General features: G+C 69.0%; 19 protein-coding genes, 1 tRNA gene and 2 pseudogenes. 12 read left to right on the forward strand and 10 right to left on the reverse strand.

Annotated elements, in window-relative coordinates:
* Positions 1-94: 94 nt before the first annotated feature.
* The gene (gene topA / locus A5695_RS11130; RefSeq protein WP_068081095.1) at positions 95-2,899 is read left to right on the forward strand and encodes a type I DNA topoisomerase; all 2,805 of its coding nucleotides are present in this window, start codon (positions 95-97) and stop codon (positions 2,897-2,899) included.
* 3 nt (positions 2,900-2,902) lie between these two features.
* On the opposite strand, the gene A5695_RS11135 is transcribed toward topA, so the two are convergent.
* Complete coding sequence (locus tag A5695_RS11135; protein WP_231974787.1) at positions 2,903-4,624, reverse strand: adenylate/guanylate cyclase domain-containing protein; 1,722 nt, start codon at positions 4,622-4,624, stop codon at positions 2,903-2,905.
* Between the two features lie 58 nt (positions 4,625-4,682).
* On the opposite strand from A5695_RS11135, the gene A5695_RS11140 reads away from it, so the two are divergent.
* The gene (locus A5695_RS11140) at positions 4,683-5,900 is read left to right on the forward strand and encodes a DNA polymerase III subunit delta' (RefSeq protein ID WP_068081098.1); all 1,218 of its coding nucleotides are present in this window, start codon (positions 4,683-4,685) and stop codon (positions 5,898-5,900) included.
* 54 nt (positions 5,901-5,954) lie between these two features.
* A tRNA-Thr gene (locus tag A5695_RS11145) sits at positions 5,955-6,030 on the forward strand.
* A gap of 94 nt (positions 6,031-6,124) precedes the next feature.
* Here A5695_RS11145 and A5695_RS11150 read toward each other — a convergent pair.
* On the reverse strand, positions 6,125-7,933 hold the full coding sequence (locus A5695_RS11150; RefSeq protein ID WP_197515459.1) for a hypothetical protein: 1,809 nt from the start codon (positions 7,931-7,933) through the stop codon (positions 6,125-6,127).
* Here A5695_RS11150 and A5695_RS11155 point away from each other — a divergent pair.
* Positions 7,899-8,837: an NAD-dependent epimerase/dehydratase family protein gene (locus tag A5695_RS11155; protein ID WP_156749576.1), complete on the forward strand. Its 939-nt coding sequence runs from the start codon at positions 7,899-7,901 to the stop codon at positions 8,835-8,837. The genes A5695_RS11150 and A5695_RS11155 overlap by 35 nt on opposite strands.
* Here the strand turns inward: A5695_RS11155 and A5695_RS11160 are convergent.
* Genes A5695_RS11160 through A5695_RS11170 form a run of 3 tightly spaced genes read right to left on the reverse strand, consistent with a single transcriptional unit; the run spans position 8,834 to position 11,171 of the window.
* A complete protein-coding gene (locus A5695_RS11160) occupies positions 8,834-9,172 on the reverse strand; it encodes a DUF2304 domain-containing protein (protein ID WP_068081105.1) in 339 nt (112 codons plus the stop codon). The genes A5695_RS11155 and A5695_RS11160 overlap by 4 nt on opposite strands.
* Positions 9,169-9,870 carry a glycosyltransferase family 2 protein gene (locus tag A5695_RS11165; protein WP_068081110.1) on the reverse strand — a complete coding sequence of 234 codons (702 nt, stop codon included), beginning with the start codon at positions 9,868-9,870 and terminating at the stop codon, positions 9,169-9,171. The genes A5695_RS11160 and A5695_RS11165 overlap by 4 nt, the downstream gene beginning before the upstream one ends.
* Before the next feature lie 23 nt (positions 9,871-9,893).
* On the reverse strand, positions 9,894-11,171 hold the full coding sequence (locus A5695_RS11170) for a hypothetical protein (protein ID WP_068081171.1): 1,278 nt from the start codon (positions 11,169-11,171) through the stop codon (positions 9,894-9,896).
* 76 nt (positions 11,172-11,247) lie between these two features.
* Here A5695_RS11170 and A5695_RS11175 point away from each other — a divergent pair, with 76 nt between their 5' ends.
* Positions 11,248-12,348, forward strand: coding sequence for a DUF475 domain-containing protein (locus A5695_RS11175; RefSeq protein ID WP_369830180.1), 1,101 nt, complete (start codon positions 11,248-11,250; stop codon positions 12,346-12,348).
* A gap of 60 nt (positions 12,349-12,408) precedes the next feature.
* Here A5695_RS11175 and A5695_RS11180 read toward each other — a convergent pair whose 3' ends face one another.
* Positions 12,409-12,897: an inorganic diphosphatase gene (locus A5695_RS11180; RefSeq protein ID WP_068081117.1), complete on the reverse strand. Its 489-nt coding sequence runs from the start codon at positions 12,895-12,897 to the stop codon at positions 12,409-12,411.
* A 114-nt stretch (positions 12,898-13,011) separates the two neighbouring features.
* Here A5695_RS11180 and dacB point away from each other — a divergent pair, with 114 nt between their 5' ends.
* The 4 genes from dacB to hpt are packed head-to-tail and all read left to right on the forward strand — an operon-like array spanning position 13,012 to position 17,040.
* On the forward strand, positions 13,012-14,397 hold the full coding sequence (gene dacB, locus A5695_RS11185; RefSeq protein ID WP_156749577.1) for a D-alanyl-D-alanine carboxypeptidase/D-alanyl-D-alanine-endopeptidase: 1,386 nt from the start codon (positions 13,012-13,014) through the stop codon (positions 14,395-14,397).
* The gene (locus A5695_RS11190) at positions 14,394-15,437 is read left to right on the forward strand and encodes a zinc-dependent metalloprotease (RefSeq protein ID WP_068081174.1); all 1,044 of its coding nucleotides are present in this window, start codon (positions 14,394-14,396) and stop codon (positions 15,435-15,437) included. Before dacB ends, A5695_RS11190 begins: the two co-directional genes overlap by 4 nt.
* Complete coding sequence (tilS, locus tag A5695_RS11195) at positions 15,416-16,378, forward strand: tRNA lysidine(34) synthetase TilS (RefSeq protein ID WP_068081121.1); 963 nt, start codon at positions 15,416-15,418, stop codon at positions 16,376-16,378. The genes A5695_RS11190 and tilS overlap by 22 nt, the downstream gene beginning before the upstream one ends.
* Positions 16,379-16,428: 50 nt before the next feature.
* On the forward strand, positions 16,429-17,040 hold the full coding sequence (gene hpt / locus A5695_RS11200; RefSeq protein ID WP_068081124.1) for a hypoxanthine phosphoribosyltransferase: 612 nt from the start codon (positions 16,429-16,431) through the stop codon (positions 17,038-17,040).
* A gap of 22 nt (positions 17,041-17,062) precedes the next feature.
* Here hpt and A5695_RS11205 read toward each other — a convergent pair whose 3' ends face one another.
* The gene (locus A5695_RS11205) at positions 17,063-17,809 is read right to left on the reverse strand and encodes an SIMPL domain-containing protein (RefSeq protein ID WP_068081126.1); all 747 of its coding nucleotides are present in this window, start codon (positions 17,807-17,809) and stop codon (positions 17,063-17,065) included.
* Between the two features lie 458 nt (positions 17,810-18,267).
* Between A5695_RS11205 and A5695_RS11210 the strand changes: the two genes are divergently transcribed.
* Entirely contained in the window at positions 18,268-18,567 is a 300-nt protein-coding gene (locus A5695_RS11210; protein WP_068081129.1) for a PE family protein, read from the forward strand.
* Between the two features lie 11 nt (positions 18,568-18,578).
* A complete protein-coding gene (locus A5695_RS11215) occupies positions 18,579-19,814 on the forward strand; it encodes a PPE family protein (protein WP_068081133.1) in 1,236 nt (411 codons plus the stop codon).
* Between the two features lie 735 nt (positions 19,815-20,549).
* On the opposite strand, the gene A5695_RS11220 is transcribed toward A5695_RS11215, so the two are convergent.
* Positions 20,550-20,900, reverse strand: coding sequence for a hypothetical protein (locus tag A5695_RS11220; RefSeq protein ID WP_068081137.1), 351 nt, complete (start codon positions 20,898-20,900; stop codon positions 20,550-20,552).
* Between the two features lie 173 nt (positions 20,901-21,073).
* Here A5695_RS11220 and A5695_RS29545 point away from each other — a divergent pair.
* A pseudogene (locus tag A5695_RS29545) lies at positions 21,074-21,358 on the forward strand (PE family protein); the annotation flags it as partial.
* A gap of 130 nt (positions 21,359-21,488) precedes the next feature.
* On the opposite strand, the pseudogene A5695_RS29550 reads toward A5695_RS29545, so the two are convergent.
* Both A5695_RS29550 and A5695_RS11230 read right to left on the reverse strand, forming a co-directional pair.
* Positions 21,489-21,746 (reverse strand): annotated as a pseudogene (locus A5695_RS29550) (PPE family protein); the annotation flags it as partial.
* A gap of 29 nt (positions 21,747-21,775) precedes the next feature.
* Positions 21,776-22,120 (reverse strand): hypothetical protein, encoded by a 345-nt coding sequence (locus tag A5695_RS11230; protein WP_068076827.1) that lies wholly within the window; start codon positions 22,118-22,120, stop codon positions 21,776-21,778.
* Positions 22,121-22,222: the final 102 nt, after the last annotated feature.

The following is a 22,222-nucleotide window of genomic DNA, read 5'->3' on the forward strand; positions in this document are numbered from 1 at the left end:
CTGAATTTCCGCGGAATTTCTGACGCTCGCCTGTCATTCTTCTGCGGGGCGGCCCCGCAGGGGGGCCGAGATCAAGGATGGAGCGTAAGCGTCGTTGGCCGACCCGAATCTCAAGGACCGCGAGAGCGGCCGGGCTGGGAGCCGTAGGCGACTCGTCATCGTCGAGTCGCCGACCAAGGCCCGCAAATTGGCCGGCTACCTGGGCTCCAACTACATAGTGGAATCCTCCCGCGGGCACATCCGCGACCTGCCCCGCGCCGCGGCCGACGTGCCCGCGAAATACAAGTCGGAGCCGTGGGCGAGGCTCGGAGTCAACGTCGATCACGACTTCGAACCGCTCTACATCATCAGCCCGGAGAAGAAGAGCACCGTCAGCGAACTGAAGGGCTTGCTCAAAGGGGTCGACGAGCTCTATCTGGCCACGGATGGTGACCGCGAGGGCGAGGCCATCGCGTGGCACCTGCTGGAAACCCTGAAGCCGAACATCCCGGTCAAGCGGATGGTGTTCCACGAGATCACCGAGCCCGCCATCCTCGAGGCCGCCGAAAATCCCCGCGACCTGGACATCGACCTGGTCGACGCGCAGGAAACCCGCCGCATCCTGGACCGGCTGTACGGTTACGAGGTCAGCCCGGTGCTGTGGAAGAAGGTGGCGCCCAAGCTGTCGGCGGGGCGGGTCCAGTCGGTGGCCACCCGCATCATCGTGCAGCGGGAACGCGACCGGATGGCGTTCCGCAGCGCCTCCTACTGGGACATCCTGGCCCGGCTGGACGCCAGCGTGTCCGATCCGCAGGCGTCACCGCCCACCTTCAACGCCCGTCTGACGTCCCTGGACGGCCAGCGCGTGGCGACCGGCCGCGACTTCGACTCCCTGGGCCAGCTGCGCAAGGCCGATGAGGTCGTGGTCCTCAACGAGGCGGTCGCGACCGAGCTGGCCGCCGGGCTGCGCGGTGCCCAACTGTCGGTCGCCTCGGTGGAGGAGAAGCCCTACACTCGCCGGCCCTACGCGCCGTTCATGACGTCGACGCTGCAGCAGGAGGCGGGCCGCAAGCTGCGGTTCTCGTCCGAGCGCACCATGAGCATCGCCCAGCGGCTCTACGAGAACGGCTACATCACCTATATGCGTACCGACTCGACCACGCTGTCGCAGTCGGCGATCAACGCCGCGCGCACCCAGGCGCGTCAGCTCTACGGCGAGGAATACGTGTCGCCGTCGCCGCGCCAGTACACCCGCAAGGTGAAGAACGCCCAGGAGGCGCACGAGGCGATCCGGCCCGCCGGCGAGGCGTTCGCCACCCCGGACGCGGTGCGCCGCGAGCTCGACGGCGACGAATTCCGGCTCTACGAGCTGATCTGGCAGCGCACCGTGGCCTCGCAGATGGCGGACGCGCGCGGGACGACGCTGAGCCTGCGCATCAACGGCCAATCAACGGGGTCGCAGACCCCAAGAGACGTCGTCTTCTCCGCGAGCGGGCGCACCATCACCTTCGCCGGTTTCTTGAAGGCCTACGTGGAGACCGTCGACGAATTGGCCGGCGGCGAGGCCGATGACGCCGAGAGCCGGTTGCCCCAGCTGACGCAGGGCCAGCGGCTGGACGCCATCGAGCTCACCCCTGACGGCCACGCCACCAACCCGCCGGCGCGCTACACCGAGGCCTCTCTGGTGAAGGCGCTCGAGGAGCTCGGCATCGGCCGGCCGTCGACGTACTCGTCGATCATCAAGACCATCCAGGACCGCGGCTACGTGCACAAGAAGGGCAGCGCCCTGGTGCCCTCCTGGGTCGCGTTCGCCGTAACCGGTTTGCTGGAACAGCATTTCGGCCGGCTCGTCGATTACGGCTTCACCGCCGCGATGGAAGACGAGCTCGACGCGATCGCCTCCGGGCAGGAGCGGCGCACCGACTGGCTCAACCGCTTCTACTTCGGCGGCGAACACGGCGTGGCCGATTCGGTGGCGCGTTCCGGCGGCCTCAAAAAGCTCGTCGGCGTCAACCTCGAAGGCATCGACGCCCGAGAAGTCAACTCCATCAAGCTTTTTGACGACGAACAGGGTCGGCCCGTGTATGTCCGGGTAGGGAAGAACGGCCCTTATCTGGAACGCATGGTCGCGGGCGACGAGGGTCAGCTCGTGCCGCAACGGGCCAATCTCAACGACTCGCTGACGCCCGACGAGCTGACGCTGGAGGTGGCCGAGCAGCTGTTCGCCACGCCGCAGGAGGGGCGAACGTTGGGCGTCGACCCACAGACGGGTCACGAGATCGTCGCCAAGGACGGCCGGTACGGGCCGTACGTGACCGAGGTGCTGCCCCCGCCGCCCGACGAGGAGGGCGGCGCCCCGGCGAAGAAGGGAAAGAAGCCCACCGGGCCCAAGCCGCGAACCGGTTCGCTGTTGCGCAGCATGGACCTGCAGACCGTCACCCTCGAGGACGCGCTGAAGCTGCTGTCGCTGCCCCGGGTGGTCGGCGTCGACCCGCAGACCGGTGAGGAGATCACCGCGCAGAATGGCCGTTACGGCCCATACCTGAAGCGCGGCACCGATTCTCGTTCGCTGGCAACCGAAGAACAGATCTTCGAGATCACGTTGGACGAGGCACTGAAGATTTACGCCGAGCCCAAGCGCCGGGGCAGGCAGGGGGCCGCCGCGCCGCCGTTGCGGGAGCTGGGCGCCGACCCGGCGACCGGCAAGCCGATGGTGATCAAGGACGGGCGATTCGGGCCCTACGTCACCGACGGCGAGACCAATGCGAGCCTGCGCAAGGGCGACGACGTCCTGTCGATCACCGACGAGCGCGCGGCCGAACTGCTGGCCGACCGGCGGGCGCGGGGTCCGGTGAAGCGGCCCGCGAAGAAGGCCGCCCGCAAGAAGGCGCCGGCCAAGAAGGCCGTCAAGCGCAACTAGATCTTAGTAGCCGGGGCCGATCGACTCGCTGTGCAGCTCGTCGGCGGACCGTACGGGACGGGAGTCCTTGGATCCGGCCCGCTTTACCGGCCGGGCCAGCTGGGTGGGGGCGGTGCGGCCGCGCAGCTCGACGACCTCGCCGACGTCCCAACACAAGGCCTCGGCGTCCAGCGCGCCGCTGACCGCGATCGCCGACGCCAACACGTGGCCGGACTCCAGCTTGGCCAGCTCGGTCAGCCGGGCGGCCTCGTTGACCGGGTCGCCGATCACCGTGTACTCGAAGCGGGCCTGCGCGCCGATATGCCCGGCGATCGCCCGGCCCGCCGACACCCCGATCCCGAATTCGGCCGACCCGATCACGGGGAGGATCTCGTCGTGCAGCTCGCGGGCCGCGGCCAGCGCGCCGCCCGAAGCGTCGGGATGCTCGATCGGCGCACCGAAGATCGCCAGGGCGGCGTCGCCCTGAAACTTGTTGACGAAACCGCCGTGCCGGCCGACGGTGTCGACCACCACCCGGAAGAACTCGTTGAGCAGGTGGACCACCTCGGCGGGCGGTCGGGTCGCGGCGAGTTTGGTGGAGCCGACCAGGTCGACGAACAGGACCGCAACGTTGCGTTCCTGGCCGCCCAGCTCGGTGCCGCGCTCCAGCGCCCGGCGGGCCACGTCTTCGCCGACGTAGCGACCGAACAGGTCGCGCAGCCGCTGCCGCTCGGACAGGTCGCGAACCATGTCGTTGAAGCCGGCCTGCAGCAGGCCCAGCTCGCTGGCGTCGTAGATCTGCATGTGCGCGTTGTAGTTTCCGCGCTGCACCTCCGACAGCGCCCACCGCAGCTGGCGCAGCGGGTCGGCGATCGACATGGCGACCAGCAGGGTGCTGACGAAGCCGATGCCCAGCGCCGCCAGCGCCAGCAACAGGATCGGCGTGAACAGCTTCTCCGGGGTGGCGTGCAGCAGGGACGCCTTGTCCGCCATCACCGCGAGCACGATGGCCAGCACCGGCACGGCGGTGGACAGCATCCACGTCAGGATCTGCCGCAGGATGACGCCCGGCGCCTGGACGTTCTCGGGGACGCCGCTGCGTAGGGCGGCCACGGCGACCGGCCGCAACACCCGCTCGGACTGCAGGTAGCCGATGATGGCGGTGGCCGCCGCGCCGAGCCCGGTGGCGACTGCCACGACGGGCGCGGCGTAGCGGGCCACCGACCAGCTGGCGATGATGAACACCACGCCGCCGATGCACCAGACCACCAAGCTGGCGACCGTGCGGTAGAAGGGCATCCGCAGCGCGCGGGTGCGGGCCAGTTCGGTGGCGGTGGGGTCGGCCTCGGCGAGCAGGTTGTCCCGGCGCTGCCAGCGAAAGACTGGCAACAGCAGTTGCAGGTTCACTACCGAGTAGGCGACGAAGAGCACCACCAAGGCGGTGGCGAAAACCGCCAGGTTCAGCACCGGCAGATCCTGCAGCTGGATGCGGTCCTCGGGCGGCAGCGCATAGCGCAGGAAGCCGAGCACGAAGAGTGCACCGATGATGTCGGCCTGCACCATGCTCAGCACGAACAGCGGCCACGGCGTGCGCACCACCCACCGGACGAATCCGCTGATCCGCCCGGGCAGTGCTGCCGGTGTCACCACGATCCCACCGTATCGGTCAGCAGGGACTTGTCGGAAACTTACAACAATCTCCACGTGTCCCCGCGCGGGCCCGAAAGAGGGCAAATGTAACGGCATTGTCGCGATACGGTGGCCGATCGGTATCTGTCGGTGGGGGTGGCTACTGTTACCGGTGATGTCCGGGGTGTTTACGCGGCTGGTAGGTCAGGACGTGGTGACGGCCGAACTGCTCGCCGCCGCCAGGGCGGCCCGCGGTGACCTGGTTCACAGCGGCGCCGCCGACGGGACTATGACACATGCCTGGCTGATCACGGGGCCCCCCGGGTCGGGGCGCTCGGTCGCCGCGCTGTGCTTCGCCGCCGCGTTGCAGTGCACCTCTGCCGTTGAAGACGGGGGGCCCGGGTGCGGTCAGTGCCGGGCCTGCACGACGACGATGGCCGGCACGCACGCCGACGTGCGCCGGGTGGTCCCGGAGGGGCTGTCCATCGGGGTGGACGACATGCGGGCCATCGTGCAGATCGCGTCGCGGCGTCCGGCCACCGGGCACCGCCAGATCGTGGTGATCGAGGACGCCGACCGCCTCACCGAGGGCGCCGCCAACGCGCTGCTCAAGGTCGTCGAGGAGCCGCCGCCGTCGACGGTGTTCCTGTTGTGCGCGCCGTCGGTGGATCCCGAGGACATTGCCATCACGCTGCGGTCTCGCTGCAGGCACGTCGCGCTGGTCACTCCGCCGACCGAGGCGATCGCCCGCGTGCTGGTCGAGAGCGACGGCCTGAGCGCGGAAACGGCGGACTGGGCGGCGTCGGTCAGCGGCGGCCACGTGGGCCGGGCGCGGCGGCTGGCCACCGATCCCGAGGCCCGGGAGCGCCGCGAGCGGGCGCTGGCGCTCGTGCGCGACGCGGCGACGCCGTCGCGGGCCTATGCGGCCGCCGAGGAGCTGGTGGCCGCGGCCGAGGCCGAGGCGGTGGTGCTCACCGCGGACCGCGCGGAGGCCGAGACCGAGGAGCTGCGGACGGCGCTGGGCGCCGGCGGCACCGGCAAGGGCACCGCCGGGGCGATGCGGGGTGCGGCGGGCGCGATGAAAGACCTCGAGCGGCGGCAGAAGTCGCGGCAGACCCGGGCCTCGCGCGACGCGATGGATCGGGCGCTGATCGACCTGGCGACGTATTTCCGCGACGCGCTGATGGTCTCGGCGGGCGCCGGGTCGGTGCGGCACAACCACCCGGACATGGCCGACCGGGCGTCGGCGCTGGCGGCGCATGCTTCCCCCGAGCGGCTGCTGCGCTGCATCGAGGCGGTCTTGGAGTGTCGCGAGGCGTTGGCGATCAACGTCAAGCCCAAGTTCGCCGTCGACGCCATGGTGGCCACCTTCGGCCAGGAACTGCGCGACTAACTTGGGGGTGCCCGCCCGCCTGCCGTAGACTCGTGCCGCCCGGCATCAGGGTGTGCCGCCTTAGCTCAGTCGGTAGAGCGATTCACTCGTAATGAATAGGTCGGGGGTTCGATTCCCCCAGGCGGCTCCATATTTTTCGCCCAGCGTCACGCCAGCGTGACGTTCGGCTTCCAGCGTCACGCCAGCGTGACCCTCGGTGTCTACGGCTCGGCGAGTGCGCCCGGCTAGGCCGGCGCGAGAAAACCCACCGGCCCCGACGCGACGCACAACGCCAGCGCTGTGGTGTTTGCGCGCACGGTGATCGCATCCCCGGCGCCCGGCAGGCGGGCGAAGACCCGGTTGAGTCCCGGGTGCACGGGCGCCTTGACCTCGGGTCCCTGCGTCAGCGCCAACACCATCGTTCCCTCGCTGTTGGCCAGGTAGTTGAGCTCGACGCTCCAGTCGGCGGGCAGCAGTGGCCCGTCGAGGACCAGGCGCGCGGGCTTGTCCGGCTGCGCGAAATACCCGCACTGCGGCATGGGTCCGGGAACGATCGTCCGCACCCAGGTCACCCGCGCCTTGACTAATCGGCCAGAGCTGTCCAGCATCCGCAGTTGCGTTGTCGCCGAGTCGAATTCGGGCCTGTCGTGTAGCAGGGCGAACAGGTGGCTGGCCAAATTCTCCGGCGCCGCCACCCGCTGCAGCACCAGCGGGTCGACCTCCTGGTCCAGCAGCGGCGCCGTCGAGGCCGCGTGCGCCGCGGCCAGACCGGCCCGGGCGTTCCGCAGATAGGGCTCGGCCGGGTTGTCTCGCCAACTGGTCAAAAACGTCGCCGTCGAATACAGGCTGCTGGCCACGAACAACACCGCCAAGCCCAGCGTCACCGCGGCGCGTTTGGGCGACGCGTCGAGCCAGCGCGGCGCGGCGGGCCGGTTCGGCGCACACAACGCGACGGCGGCCAGCAGCGCCAGCACGAATACGAGATCCGGGAAATACCGCAGGGTTTGGGCCAGTTCGAGCGCGGTCTGCTTCGACGAGCGCATCAGGTAGATCGGCACCTGGCAGGCGACGGCGTAGCCCGTCGCGGTCACCCACACCGGCGCGATGCGCTGCTTGCGCAGCAGTGAGACCGCGAGGGTGCCGGCCAGCACCAGCCAGCCGAGCGCCATCGCCGACGGCGGGGGCGTCGCCCACGGCGAGGCCGGTGCCCACCGGTCCCAGTGCCATGGCCCGCCGGCCAGCCCCGGCACGATGCCGTGCGTGATCGATCGCGCCAGCAGCTCCGAAGTCATCGCCAGGTCCGAACTCCACCGCCGCTGGTTGACCACTGCCAGATACAGCGCGATCCAGCCGACGGTCAAACACAGCGTCGCGGTCCACAACCGCAGCCCGGCCCGCCAGACCGTCCGCATTGCTGCCCGATCCCCCTCGACGTGGCGCAGCAGCGCGGCCACCGCGAACGCGACGAACGGGATCACCGCGGCCTTCTCGAAGAACAGCAGCCCGCCGAAGTAGACCAGCGTCCCGGTCACGGCGTAGCGCGGGCGGCCCGTGCGGACGAGCAGGATCGCGTCGGCGCAGACCCACGCCAACGCCGCCAGCATCGGCAGCGAGTTCAGCGCCGCCGCCCACCACGCGAACCCCGGCACGGCCAGCGGGGTGAACAGCGCGAACGTCAGCGGGATCAGCAGCACCGGACGCCAGCCCAACATGACGTGCAGGGCCCGCAGCAGCGCCAGCGAGGCCAACAGCTGCAGCACCAGCAGGCTGATCGCCGGACCCGTCCAGTTCAGCGGGGCCAGCCGGATGATGGCACCGCCGACCAGGAAAGCACCCGGCATGACGTGACCGTCGTGGTCGTCGAACAGGTACGCCGGTGACATCAGGTTGTGGGTGCCGGCCTTCCCGATCAGGATCAAGTCGTCCCAGTAGAAGTAGCCCCCGAACGCCAGCGCGGCGCGAATCCCCAGCGCAACGGCGATCAGCGCGACGGCCACGGCCGCTATGTATGGTGGGCCGGTGCGCGCACTGGTTACCGGGGCAGCCGGATTCATCGGGTCGACGCTAGTCGACCGCCTTCTGGCCGACGGCCACACGGTCGTGGGGCTGGACAACTTCGCCACCGGCCGTGCGACCAACCTCGAGCACCTGGCCGACAATTCCTCGCACGTCTTCGTCGAGGCCGACATCGTCACCGCCGATCTGCTGGCGATCCTCGACGAGCACCGCCCCGAGGTGGTGTTCCACCTGGCTGCGCAGATCGACGTGCGGCACTCGGTGGCCGACCCGCAGTTCGACGCCTCGGTGAACGTCGTCGGCACGGTGCGCCTGGCCGAGGCGGCGCGGCAGACGGGGGTGCGCAAGGTCGTGCACACCTCGTCCGGCGGATCCATCTACGGCACTCCGCCGGTGTATCCGACGCCCGAATCGGTGCAGCCCGACCCCGCGTCGCCGTACGCCGCGGGGAAGGTGGCCGGCGAGATCTACCTGAACACCTTCCGCCACCTCTACGGCCTGGACTGCTCGCACATCGCGCCGGCCAACGTCTACGGCCCCCGCCAGGACCCGCACGGGGAGGCGGGCGTGGTGGCGATCTTCGCCCAGTCGTTACTGGCGGGGAAGCCGACGAAGGTGTTCGGCGACGGCGGCAAGACGCGCGACTACGTGTTCGTCGACGACGTGGTGGACGCCTTCGTCAAGGCCGCCGGGGAGGCGGGTGGCGGGCAGCGCTTCAACATCGGCACCGGCGTGGAAACCTCGGACCGGCAACTGCATTCGGCGGTGGCCACCGCCGTCGGAGGACCCGACGACCCCGAGTTCCATCCGGATCGGCTGGGCGATCTGAGGCGCTCGTGCCTCGACATCGGTTTGGCCAAACGGGTTTTGGGGTGGCGGCCGCGGGTCGGGCTCGACGACGGCGTGCGCCGCACGGTCGAGTATTTCCGTCAGGCGCACTAAGCGTCGGGCGCCTGGGCGCCCTCGAGCGCTACCGCCCGGGCGAGCCGCGCGTAGCGCAGCTCGAGGTCCTTGAACCGCATGTAGGTGCTGAGCGTGGTGAAGCAGAACGCCATGACAAGCGCGTAGAGCATCAGGTCGGTGCCGCGGCGCACCCCGAACCAGTTCGCGACGACCGTGGTGTCATCGGGTCGCAGCACGGCATAGACACCGGCCAGCACGAAGGCGACGTAGCCGACCTTGACCCAGGCCCGCGACCGCGCGTTGCGGCGGGACCGCAGCAGGTAGACCAGCAGCGCGATGATCGTCCCGATCAGCAGCACCTGGATCCAGTTCATCGTGAAGTCCTCCCTCGCAGGAACCCGTCGAAGATGATGTTGACGCCGTTGAGGAGCGGCTGGCCCTTCGACTTCGAGTAATCGGTGTAGAGCACCTCGACCGGTTGTTCGACCACGCACCAATGGTTTTCGGCGATCAGCATGATGAACTCGTTGGCGTGACTCATCCCGCTCATGGTGATGTCGAGCGCGTCGGCGACTTTCTTGTTGAACACGCGCAGCCCATTGTTGGTGTCGGTCAAGCCAAGTCGGCGACCGCGCCGGCTCAGCCGCGCGGCGGTCTGCAACACCAGCCGCTTCACGAACGGCGGCCGGGCGCCCACGCGGGCACCGAACCGCGTCCCGATGACGACGTCGACGTCCTCCGCGCAGAGCCGGTCGACCATCGCGGCCAGATCCTTGACCCGGTGCTGCCCGTCACCGTCGAACGTGGCGAAGACCTGCGCCCCGGGCTGTTTGCGCGCGTACTCGACGCCGGTCTGGATGGCCGCACCCTGTCCCAGGTTGATCGGGTGGCGCACCAGGTGAGCGCCGGCCCGCCTGGCGATCTCGCCCGTGTCGTCGGTGCTGCCGTCGTCCACGCACACGACATTGTCGAAGACCGAACGCACATCGGCGACCACCTCACCGATGACGGCAGCTTCGTTGAAGGCGGGGATGACGATCCAGGCGCCCGAATATTTGGCTTCAGTAACCATCTAGCCCACCAGGTTAGCCAGGATCAGCCGGCTAAGCGGTCGGCACGCGCCAGCGCGACCAGATGAACGCCGATTCCGACCAGCGGGCCGCACAACAAGCCGACCACGGTGCGCGTCTGCAGCGCCAGCGGCAGGAGCAGCAGCAATCCGGATGCCACCGTCGCACCCACCCAGCCCAGCGCGTACGCCCGGTGCAGCGCGGCCGCGACGGCGCCGGCACCGGTGAGTGTCAACACGGCGATCGCCACCGCGGCCGCCGTCAGCCACGCCAGCAGCGCGCCGCTGGCGTGGTACTGCGGCCCGAACGCGACTCGCAGCAGCCACGGGCCCACCACCCCTGCCGCCAGCACCCCGATCGCGCCGACGCCCGCGATGATCCCGGCCGGGGCGAGCAGGGCACGGATGCGGTCGGTGCGCGCGTCGACGAAATGCGCGATCAGGTTGCCCTGCATGGCCGTCAGCGGCACCAGCAGCGGTGCCCGCGTCAACGTCACGGCGAGGATGATCACCCCGCCCTCGGCGCCGAGCTCGTTGCTGGTCAGCTTCAGCAGTACCGGAAACCCCATGACCAGGATCGCGCTGGCGCCGGCGGCGGTGATCGAGTGGGCGGCCCCGCGCAGGAAGGTCTGGACCCCGCCGGGCGTCCGCAGCCGGGACGCAGCACGAGCCGAGGGCGACGCGACCAGGATGATCAGCCAGGCGATCGCGCCCGCGACGGTGGCCCACAGGTATCCGACCAGGCGCCAGCCGAGGACCATGGTGGCCACGGCGACCGTCATCCGGATGACGGCGTCGGTCGTCATCAACGCTCCGTAACCGGTCCACCGATCGGTGCCGGCCAGCATGCCCAGCAGGGTGGCGTGCACGCAGAACCCGGCCAGCCCGACGCTGAGCAACGCCACCGACAGCCAGCGTTCCTCGACGAACACCCGTCCGCTCCACAGCGGCGAGCTGCCGGCGATGACGACGGCCGCGGCCACGCCGACCAGCATGGCGACCCGCAGCGGATGCGTTCGTGGCTCGTCCATCACCGGCGAGACCGCGGGGAGGTGCCGGGTCGAGCGAACCTCCCGGGTCGTCTCCTGTAGCAGACCGAAAGCGGCGCCGGTGACCAGGCCGAACGCCCCCCAGAACACGCCGAAAACCGAAAAGCCGCCCGGAGCCAGGTCGCGGGCGGCCAGGTAAATCACCGCATACCCGCACAGGGCGGTCAGCGCCGTCGCGGTGGCGACCCGGGCCACGCTGCCGCGCGTGATCGGACCGGCACTCCTCGAGGCTTGGGTACCGCCGACTTCGGGCATCGCCACAATATTGAAAATAGTAAGTGGCCGTGGATGCAGGTCTGCGGCGGCGACCGCGGTTCGCTATCGTGGGCGGCTGTCGGAAAGGACCTCGGCCGCCTTGCGCATCTTCGCGATCTCCCTGTTGGTCACCGTGGCGGCCCTCGCGGTCGGATATGCCCACGGCGGCCTGAAGGACCTCTTCCTGCTGCTGGTGCTGGCCACCCTCGAGGTGTCGCTGTCGTTCGACAACGCGATCATCAACGCCGCGATCCTCAAGCAGATCAGCCCGTTCTGGCGGCAGATGTTCCTGACGGTCGGGATTCTCGTCGCCGTGTTCGGGATGCGGTTGCTCTTTCCGCTGCTGATCGTGTGGGCGACCGCGGGCCTCGACCCGGTTCGCGCGATGGAATTGGCGCTGCATCCGCCGCCGCACGGCGCGCTGGAATTCCCCGACGGCTCGCCCAGCTACGAAAAGCTGATCACCGCCGCGCATCCACAGATCGCGTCGTTCGGCGGGACGTTCCTGCTGATGCTGTTTCTGGACTTCGTCTTCCACGACCGAGACATCAAGTGGCTCAAGTGGATCGAGATCCCGTTCGCCCGAATCGGACGGCTGGGCCAGGTGTCGGTGGCGGTGGCCCTCGTCGTGCTGATCCTCGTCGGCACCCGGTTGGCGCACACCGGCGACGAGCGCGCGACGGTGCTGACCGCCGGGTTGTTGGGCCTAGTGACGTACCTGGTCGTCAACGGTCTGAGCCGGGCGTTTCGGCCGCCGGACATCGAGGCGGCATCGGCGGGGAAGGCGGCCGGCAAGGCCGGCCTGACCATGTTCCTCTATCTCGAGGTGCTGGACGCGGCGTTCTCGTTCGACGGGGTCACCGGCGCCTTCGCGATCACCTCGGACCCGATCGTCATCGCGTTGGGTCTCGGGCTGGTGGGCTCGATGTTCGTCCGGTCCATCACCATCTTCCTGGTGAAGCAGGACGCGCTGGACCGCTACGTGTACCTGGAGCACGGCGCGCACTGGGCGATCGGGGTGCTGTCGGTGATCATGCTGCTGTCCATCGAACCCCGATTCGAGGTTCCCGACGCGGTCACCGCCTCGGTCGGCGTGGTGTTCATCGCGGCCGCGCTGAGCTGGAGCGTGCTGCGCAACCGGCGCCAGGCCAGGGCCGCCGCGTCGGCGGCGGTCTAGGCCTCGAATCTGAAATCGGCGTGCGGTTACGCCATGAGCGTCACCGCACCTCGTCAGGCGTCAGTGCCCGTTCGACTTGAACCGCTCCACCGAGCGCTGCACCTCGGCCTCGGCGTCCGCGCGGCCCACCCAGTCGGCGGCCTTGACGAACTTGCCCGGCTCCAGGTCCTTGTAGTGCACGAAGAAGTGCTTGATCACGTCCAGCTCGAACTCGGGGACGTCGGCGATGTCCTGGATGTGGTCCCACCGGTGGTCGCCGGCCGGAACGCACAGCACCTTGTCGTCGCCGCCCTTCTCGTCGGTCATCCGGAACATGCCCACTGGACGCGCCTCGACGATGACTCCCGGGAACACCGACTGCGGCAGCAGCACCATCGCGTCCAGCGGATCGCCGTCTTCGCCGAGGGTGTCCTCGATGAAGCCGTAGTCGGTCGGATAGCCCATCGAGGTGTACAGGTAGCGGTCCAGACGCACCCGCCCGGTCTCGTGGTCGATCTCGTACTTGTTCCGCTGGCCTTTCAGGATCTCGATGGTCACGTCGAATTGCACTGTGCGCTCCTTAGATCTGGGCATTTCGCGGTGGTCCCGTCGCGTCGGGGATCACCCTAGTCGAGGACTTTGCGGCGGATTCGGCAGAATGGGTTGGAGACAGTCAGGAGAGCGATGGGTCCCACTCGCTGGCAAAAATCCACCCATGTGTTCGTCGGGTTGGCCGTGCTGGCGTTTGTCGCCGCCGTGGTGGCGGCGGCAACGTTTTTCACCTCGGCGGGGCACGGCGGCAACAACTCGCACGCCCCGATGCCGCCCCCGCACGCGCCGACCGTCAAGCCGGGAATGGTCCCGGTCAGTGACAGCGCCGAGACGCCGAGCCCGGCCGCGGTGTCGGCAGTGATGAGCGCCGTGGCGGCCGATCCCAACCTGGGCAGGTTGGGGGCCCGGGTCACCGACGCGCTGACCGGAAAAGAGCTCTGGCAGGTGGCCGACGACATGCCGCTGGTGCCGGCGTCGACCAACAAGGTGCTGACGGCGGCCGCGGCCCTGCTCACCCTGGACCATCAGGCCCGGATCAGCACGCGGGTGGTGGCCGGCAGCCAGAACGCGCAGGGACCCGTCGTGTTGGTCGGTGCCGGTGATCCGGTGCTGTCGGCCGCACCGCCGGGCGTGGAGACCTGGTACCGCGGGTCGGCCCGGATCAGCGACCTCGTCGAGCAGATCCGCCGCAGCGGCGTGACGCCGACCGCGGTGCAGGTGGACACCTCGGCGTTCAGCGGGCCGACGATGGCGCAGGGCTGGGACCCGGCCGACGTCGACAACGGGGACATCGCGCCGATCGAGTCGGTGATGATCGACGCCGGGCGCATCCAGCCGACCACCGCCAACTCCCGGCGCTCCCGCGCCCCGGCGCTGGACGCCGGGCGGGAGCTGGCCAAGGCGCTGGGCCTGGACCCCGCCGCGGTGACGGTCGCGACGGCCCCGTCGGGAGCGCGGCAGCTGGCCGTCGTGCAATCCGCGCCGTTGGTCCAGCGGCTCTCGGAGATGATGGACCACTCCGACAATGTGATGGCCGAATGCATCGCCCGCGAGGTGGCGGCCGCGATCAACCGCCCGCGCAGCTTCGCCGGCGCCGCCGACGCGGTGTCCAACCGGTTGAGCACCGCGCACGTCGACACCGGGGGCCTAACGCTGATGGATTCCAGCGGGCTTTCCGTGGACGACCGGTTGACCGCCAGGACGCTCGACGGCGTGCTGCAGGCCGCCGCCGGACCCGACCAGCCGGCGCTGCGGGCGCTGCTGGACCTGCTTCCGATCGCCGCGGGCAGCGGCACGCTGGCCGACCGCTTCACCGACGCCGCGTCCAATCAAGGACCGGCCGGCTGGCTGCGGGCCAAGACCGGATCGCTGACCGCCATCAACGCCCTGGCCGGCGTGCTCACCGACCGCAGCGGACGGGTGCTGACGTTCGCCTTCATCTCCAACGCCGCCGGCCCGAACGGCCGCAACGTGATGGACGCCCTGGCCACCAAGCTGTGGTCCTGCGGGTGCTCATGAGCCCACCCTCGGAGCTGACGCTCGGCACCGCCGTCGACTGGGGATTCGCCGCCACCGTCGGCCAGCGGTTGGCCCGCCCGGGCCCGCCGTCCAGCGACTACACCCGTCGCCAGGTGATCGACGAGCTGACCAGCTCGGCCGCCAAGGCCGAACCGCCGGTGCGCGAGGTCACCGGGCTGGTCACCCAGGGCGCGGTGCCCCCGGCCCGCATCGTCGACCGCCCGCAATGGATCGGGGCGGCCGCCGAGTCCATGCGGGTGATGATGAACGGGGCCGAGAAGCCGCGGGGCTTGCTCACCGGCCGCGTCACCGGCGCGCAGACCGGCGCGGTGCTGGCGTTCGTGTCGTCCGGGATCCTCGGCCAGTACGACCCGTTCGCCGCCGCGAAACAGGGCTGCCTGCTGCTGGTGTATCCGAACGTCATCGCCGTCGAGCGGCAACTGCGGGTCGAGCCCTCCGACTTCCGGCTGTGGGTCTGCCTGCACGAGGTGACGCACCGGGTGCAGTTCACCGCCAACCCGTGGCTGTCCGAGCACATGTCGCGGGCGCTGGCGCTGTTGACGCGCGACGCCGGGGAGGACATCGGGCAGGTAGCGGGCCGGCTCGCGGAGTACGTGCGCAGCCGCGGCAACGGGGCGCCGGACAACCCGTCGGGAATCGTCGGCCTGGTGCGCGCCGTGCAGTCCGAGCCGCAGCGCCACGCCCTCGACCAACTTCTGGTGCTCGGCACGCTGCTGGAAGGCCACGCCGACCACGTGATGGACGCCGTCGGTCCGATGGTGGTGCCGTCGGTGACCACCATCCGCCGCCGATTCGACGAGCGCCGCAATCGCAAGCAACCGCCGCTGCAGCGCCTGCTCCGCGCGCTGCTGGGGCTCGACGCCAAGCTCAGCCAGTACACGCGCGGCAAGGCGTTCGTCGACCACGTGGTGGGCGAAGTCGGGATGGAGCGGTTCAACGCCGTTTGGACCGGGCCCGAGACGCTGCCCCTGCCCGCCGAGATCGAGGACCCCCAGCGATGGATCGACAGGGTGCTGTAGGGCAGCTGCGCGCGGCTGTCGAGGCGTTCGGCAATACCCACGTCGCCGCCGTCGAACAGTGGTGCGTGGCGCTGTCCGGTGGTCCCGATTCGCTCGCGCTCACCGCCGTGGCCGCCCAGCTGCGGCCCACCACCGCGGTGATCGTCGATCACGGCCTGCAACCCGACTCCGCCGGTGTCGCCGAAACCGCCCGGGCGCAAGCCGTCGAATTGGGATGCGTTGCGGCGCAAGTTGTTCGAGTGCACGTGGGCAACGAAGGCGGTCCCGAGGCGGCGGCCCGCTCCGCCCGCTATGCCGCACTGAGCGCGTACCACGACGGGCCGGTGCTGCTGGGCCACACGCTCGACGATCAGGCGGAGACCGTGCTGCTGGGGCTGGGTCGCGGGTCGGGTGTGCGGTCGATCGCCGGGATGCGGACGTACGACCCGCCGTGGGGCCGGCCATTGTTGGCGGTGCGGCGCGCCGTGACCCATGCCGCGTGCCGCGAGCTGGGTTTGACGGCCTGGCAGGATCCGCACAACGCCGACCGCCGCTTCACGCGGACCCGGTTGCGGCTCGAGGTGCTGCCGCTGATGGAGGACGTGCTGGGCGGCGGGGTGGCCGAGGCGCTGGCCCGGACGGCGACGGCATTGCGGGAGGACACCGAGCTGATCGACTCACTCGCCGCCCAGGCATTACCCGACGCGAAGTCCGGCGCGGGGTTGCAGGCGCAGGCCCTGGCCGGGCTGCCCGCCGCGGTGCGGCGCCGGGTGATCCGGGGTTGGCTACTGGCCGGGGGCGCAACTGGCTTGACGGACAAGCAGATCCGCGGCGTCGACGCGCTGGTCACCGCCTGGCGCGGGCAGGGCGGGGTGGCGGTCGGGTCCGCGCTGCGCGACGAGCGGTTGATCGCGGGGCGGCGCGACGGCGTCCTGACCCTGTGGCGCGAACCGGTCCGATAGGCGCAATACCGGGGTCGCCGTTGGTTATTCGGCCGTCGGCGTGGCACTCTGTGGGCGTGGCCCAGATCTCCTCGGCGATCACCCCCGCGCAGCCCGTGGAGCTGTATCCGGGGGACATCAAGTCGGTCCTGCTTACCGCAGAGCAGATCCAGGCGCGAATCGGTGAACTCGGCGAGGAGATCGGCGGGCATTACAGCGACGTCATGGCCGAGACCGGCCAGGATCTGCTGCTGATCACCGTGCTCAAGGGCGCTGTGATGTTCGTCACCGACCTGGCGCGGGCGATTCCGCTGCCCACCCAGTTCGAGTTCATGGCCGTCAGCTCCTATGGGTCTTCGACGTCGTCGTCCGGTGTGGTGCGGATCCTCAAGGACTTGGACCGCGACATCCAGGGCCGCGACGTGTTGATCGTGGAGGATGTCGTCGACTCGGGCCTGACCCTGTCCTGGCTGCTGCGCAACCTCACCAGCCGCCATCCGCGGTCGCTGCGGGTGTGCACGCTGCTGCGCAAGCCCGACGCGAAGGGTGCCAACGTCGACATCGCCTATGTGGGCTTCGACATCCCCAACGACTTCGTCGTGGGCTACGGCCTGGACTACGACGAGCGTTACCGCGACCTGTCGTACATCGGCACCCTGGATCCCAGGGTTTACCAGCAGTAGGCCGGGGTTGCCGCCATCGGGACTAACCCAGCTCCCACACCGCGCTCACCGAGAAGCTCACCGTCTGCTGGCCGGGCTCCAGCGGGACAGCGCTGGGCATGGCCCTCGGCGGAGCGGGTGGCCCGCCCGTCGTTGGTTCGGTCGCCTCCGAGATGGACAGCACCCTGCCCAGCCGGAGTCCGGACAGCTGGGCGTACTGCTCGGCGCGGTCCTTGGCGTCGTTGAACGCTCGCGCGCGGGCATCCTTGACCAGCTGTGAGTCATCGGCGATCGAGTAGCTCACCGACTTGATCCGGGTGGCGTCGCCACCCGTGCCGACGATGAGGGCCAGAATCCGTGACGCGGCGTCGGGCGGGTGGAGTTTGACGGCGATGGCATTGGTGGCGCGGTACCCGGTGATGGTGGCGGTGCCGCTGGGCTCCGGGTTGTTGAACTGCGGCTGCAGCGTGACCTCGGTGGTGCTGATGTCCTTGCGGTCGACGCCCGCGCCCGCCAGCGCGTTGATGACCGCTTGCTGGCGGTCGTTGGTCTGGTTCATCGCCGAGGTCACATCAGGTGCGGTGAATTCGATACCGACGTCGGCGGTCAGGGTATCCGGAACACCCTGGACCTGGCCCGACCCGAAGACGGTGACCTGACGAGGATTGACGCCGGGTGCTGGCGCCGAAGGCGGGGAATCGCAGGCCGACACCGTGGCGGCAGCTAGTCCGGCGACAGCCAGGGCGATCCACATGCGGGCAAATCTCGGGGCATTCGTTGCGACCGGCATGCCTGGCACCCTAGCCGTTTGGGGCAGGCGGAGGCTACGGCTTGCCCGGCGCCAGGTGAGTCGACAGCTTACTATGCGCGGATTGTGCTGTCCAGCAAGGGTATTGGTTCCCAACCGGAATGCCGTCGGCGTTGCGCAATGGCCCGACCACCGCGCGCTCATCGTGCGGTGGTGGTCTCCGGTCCACTGCTGCTTCGCAAACGTTCCCGGCTAATCTGACAACCACATATAAGTACATATATGACTCCAAACATATTGGTTTACAATAACTTTCAGGCCAAATCCAAAGGTCGCGGCATTTCCGCTCAGCTAAGTGAACAGTTATCGACCCTGTCATGAATTGGCCGGTCCAAAGCTGTCATTCCTGGGCATGAATCTTCTAACGTCCAGGCAGCCGATTAAGTGCGCGACGGTCGGTGCTGAAAGTTATTGATTACAACGTGATTTGAGGAGGGGACATGTCTTTCGTGCTGGCGCAGCCGGAAATGCTCGAGGTGGTCGCGGGGGAGCTGCACGGCATCAACGCGGCCGTGCAGGAGGGAAGTGCGGCCATGGCCGTCCCGACGACCGGGATAGCTCCCGCCGCCGCTGACCTGGTGTCGATATTGACCGCGGCGCAGTTCTCGTGGCACGCGCGGCTGTTCCAAGAGGTCAGTGCGCAAGCCGCGGCGGTGCGCGAGCAGCTGGCGACGACCCTTGGCATCAGCGCCGGTACCTATGCCGCCACGGAGATCGCCAACGCCGCCGCGGTCGGTTAGGCGGGAACGCAATGCTGGATTTCGCGCAGCTACCGCCGGAGGTCAACTCCGCGCTGATGTATTTGGGACCCGGCGCGGGGCCGCTGCTGAGCGCCGCGGCGGCATGGGACGGACTGGCGGCCGAGCTGTATGCCGCGGCATCCGCCTACGGCTCGGTGATCACGCGCCTGCACGACGGGCCGTGGCAGGGGCCGGCCGCGACCGCCATGCTGGCGGCGGCCGCGCCCCAAGTGGCGTGGCTCCGGTGCACGGCAGGGCATGCGGAACAGGCGGCCGCTCAAGCGATGGCGGCAGCGCGGGCGTACGAGGCGGCGTTCGCCGAAACGGTGCCGCCGCTGGCGATCGCGGGGAACCGGGAGTTGTTGATGGAACTGCTGGCGACGAATGTCCTCGGGCAGAACACCGCGGCGATCGCGGCCACCGAGGCACAATACGGCGAAATGTGGGCTCAGGACGCGGCCGCCATGTACGGGTATGCCGGCACTTCGGCCGCGGCGGCGACCTTGCCGCCGCTCGAGCCGGCGGCACCCACCATCAATCCGGCCGGGGCCGCGGGTCAGGCCGCGGCGGTGACTCAAGCGGCCGCCAACAGCGGTAGCCAAGGGTTGGACGCGGTGCCGCAAACGCTGTCGTCGTTGGCCGGGTTGCCGAACAACCTCGCGACCGGCAATCCGGCGTTTTCCCTGGGTGGGATCGGCCTCAATCCGGAAGGCGATGGGCTTGTCGTCGGCGGCCCGCTGGGTGATTTGTTGGAGGGCCTGACCGGGTCGCAGACCTTGGATGCGAGCACACCCTTCGACGCGTTCATCCGATTGATCTCGCCGACACGGCTATTCACCACCTCATTCAAGGACATTCAGGGAATCGCTCAGGGCATGATGCCCGCCGCGAAGTCAGCCGCCGAGGGCGCCGCCAAGGCCGCCGAAGCGGCTCTGCCCGCCGCGGTTTCGGGCGGCGCAGGCCTCAGCTCGATCGGCTCGTTAGGCGGTGCCATCGGTAAGGCGGCGTCCATCGGTGGCTTGTCGGTGCCGGCAGGCTGGGCGAGCGCGACCCCCACCGCGCCACCGGTCACCTTGGCGGTCAACGGTTTCAGCACGGCCGGGGCGGTCGAACCTGCCACGAATGCGGTGGGTGGGGTGCCGATGACGCCGCTCGGCGGAATGGGTCGCAGCGCCGCGGCACATTTTGTCGCGCCCCGATACGGGTTCAAGCCCACGGTCATCGCGCAACCCCCCGCGGGCGGCTGAGAGTCGAAGCCGAGATGCGTGCGTCAGAAGGGTGGATCCGTGCAGGAGAAGTATTGCCGATCAACCGATTTAGAGAATCACCCGGGCGCAACCATAACTGGATGCACTGCTAAGCACGCTTGACGTAGCCGCTGACTACGATGTTCCCGAGCACATGAAAGGGAAACCGCACCATGGCTTTTGCGTCGCCTCGGGCGGTGGTGCATCAGGTCCATCCCAAGTGGTGGGCCCGACGTTTCCGTGCCCGTAGTAGACGCTCCACCAGGTATGGCAGATATTCCTATCCCAGCTCACCCCCGCACCCGAAAACGGGCATCCCGGACCGGGGCCTTGGGGATGTCCGTCGTTCTGTCCGGGGCAGCACGTCCACGGGCCAAAGTAGGGCTCGGCGTGCGCGGCAGGGGATCCCCCGCACACAAGGGCCGCGGCGATGCCCGCGGACAGCAGCATTCCACCGAGCATGCTTCTCACGCTGCGATAGTGCGACACGGCCTCGCTCCCTTGCGTTGTCGCGGACGATCAGTAACGGCTCGCACTGAATCCGTCGCATAAGTTTCTATGCGACGGATCAGATACGGGCCGGATCGCTACCGATCCCAATAAGCCGACCGATCGCAGGCCGCTGGCCGGCTGTCATGCCGCTGCTCGCGGCAGACCGGCGCGGGAGCGGGCGATGACTCTTACGTGTGTTCGGTGATGTGGGGTTCGCCGACTGTTAATACGACGGCCGGAAGCTCAGTCGCGTGACCCGTCCACCGGCGGATTCGGCATCAGCACTCGCTGTCGGGTCGTGACACGGAACGGATCCGGCGACTGCCCGTCGCCCAGGACCGCATGCACATCTTCGGGTGTGATCAGGCCCAGTTCTATCTGTAGCCAGGTTGCGCTCAATCCGAACGCGTGCGCCGCACGCCTGGCCTCTTCGGCATCGGGAAAGTCGTCGGCGTTGGCACGCCCGCCGGCCCCGTACCAGCGCCCTTTGGTGACGCCGCAAGCGTCGCGCAGCTGCTCGATGGTGATGTCGCGGTTCAGCGTCGCTTCAAGCAGGCGCTTCAGCCCCCAGCCCGCGGCGTTCGTTCGTGGCATCCACCCAGCGTAACCCGGTGCCGAAACGCGGGCAAAGTGTCCCTACCTGCGAGTCAAGAGATAAAAATAAGAATCTATGACTCATCGCTAGACAGGATGTCATAATTTATGACATAGTGTCCGCAAGTGTGACAACACAAGCCAGATTTTGGCATTGCAGAGGAGAAGACCAGATGTCGTTCCTGAACACGCAGCCCCAACTGCTGTTAGCCGCGGCCGGCCAGCTGCAGGCGATCGGCTCCGAGGTAACCGCGGCCAACTCGATGGCCGCGTTTGCGATCACGGGAGTGGTCCCGGCGGCCGCCGACGAAGTCTCGGCGATGACCGCGGCCGCCTTCGCCGCGTACGGCCAGCAGTATCAGGCGATCAGCGCCGAGGCCAGCATGATTCACGAGCAGTTCGTCAGCGCTCTGGGACTCAGTGCCGATTCGTATGCGGAAACCGAGGCCGCTAATGCGACGCAAGTCACGGGGGGTCAGGTCGCACCCGCCATGCCAGTCCGTCTGGTTCCCGGCGGACCCGCACGCACGTCGCCGGCCATGCCCAGTCGCGTGGCGCCCGTCGCGCCCAACCGGGTGACCCCCACGGTGCCTGCCCGGCCTGTGCGGCCGTGGCGTGCATCCAGGCCACGTAGGGCGCCGCGGCGGTCGCCATCGCCGTCGACGAGGGACCCTGCCATCCGGTCTCGGTGAGTTCCAGGATCACGGTCCCGTAGCTCGTCGCTGCCGACCGCAGATCCGCGGCAAGTCCCTCCCAGGCCATCGCCGCCGCCAGCATCGAGGCTGGACCGGGTCCCGCGTACATCAGACCGGAGTTGATCTCCGGGGGCATCGCACCGAAATCCATCACTGCATTCCTCTCTTTATGTCGTTTCGCTATGCCAGCGCCGGCAACGGCTTCGCACCGGCGGAAGCTTTGAACGCGGCGTACTCGTGCACGACGTGCTCGGCGGGCGTGCCGGCCGGCAGGTGCATGGGCAGGACCTGCTCGGCGGGCACGGCGGCCGCGAGTCGGAGGGGGGCGGTCGGCGCCAACTCGGCAGGCGCGATGTGCCGCGGAGCGATGTCCGCGGCTCCGAGCGGCATCCGGTGCTGAGGCGCCGTCGGCGCCAGCTGCGAAGGCGAGACGTGCTGGCCGGCTCCCAAGTCCGCACGCGCGGCCTGCTCGGAGGGAGCCATGCGGGCCGGCGCGAGGTGCTCGACGTGCTGGGCCGGCGCCATACGGGCGGGGGGCGCGAGATGCTGGGCGGGAGCGGGCGATGACTCTTACGTGTGTTCGGTGATGTGGGGTTCGCCGACTGTTAATACGACGGCCGCAAGCAC

This window comes from Mycobacterium sp. E1747, assembly GCF_001667775.1.
Classification (GTDB): domain Bacteria; phylum Actinomycetota; class Actinomycetes; order Mycobacteriales; family Mycobacteriaceae; genus Mycobacterium.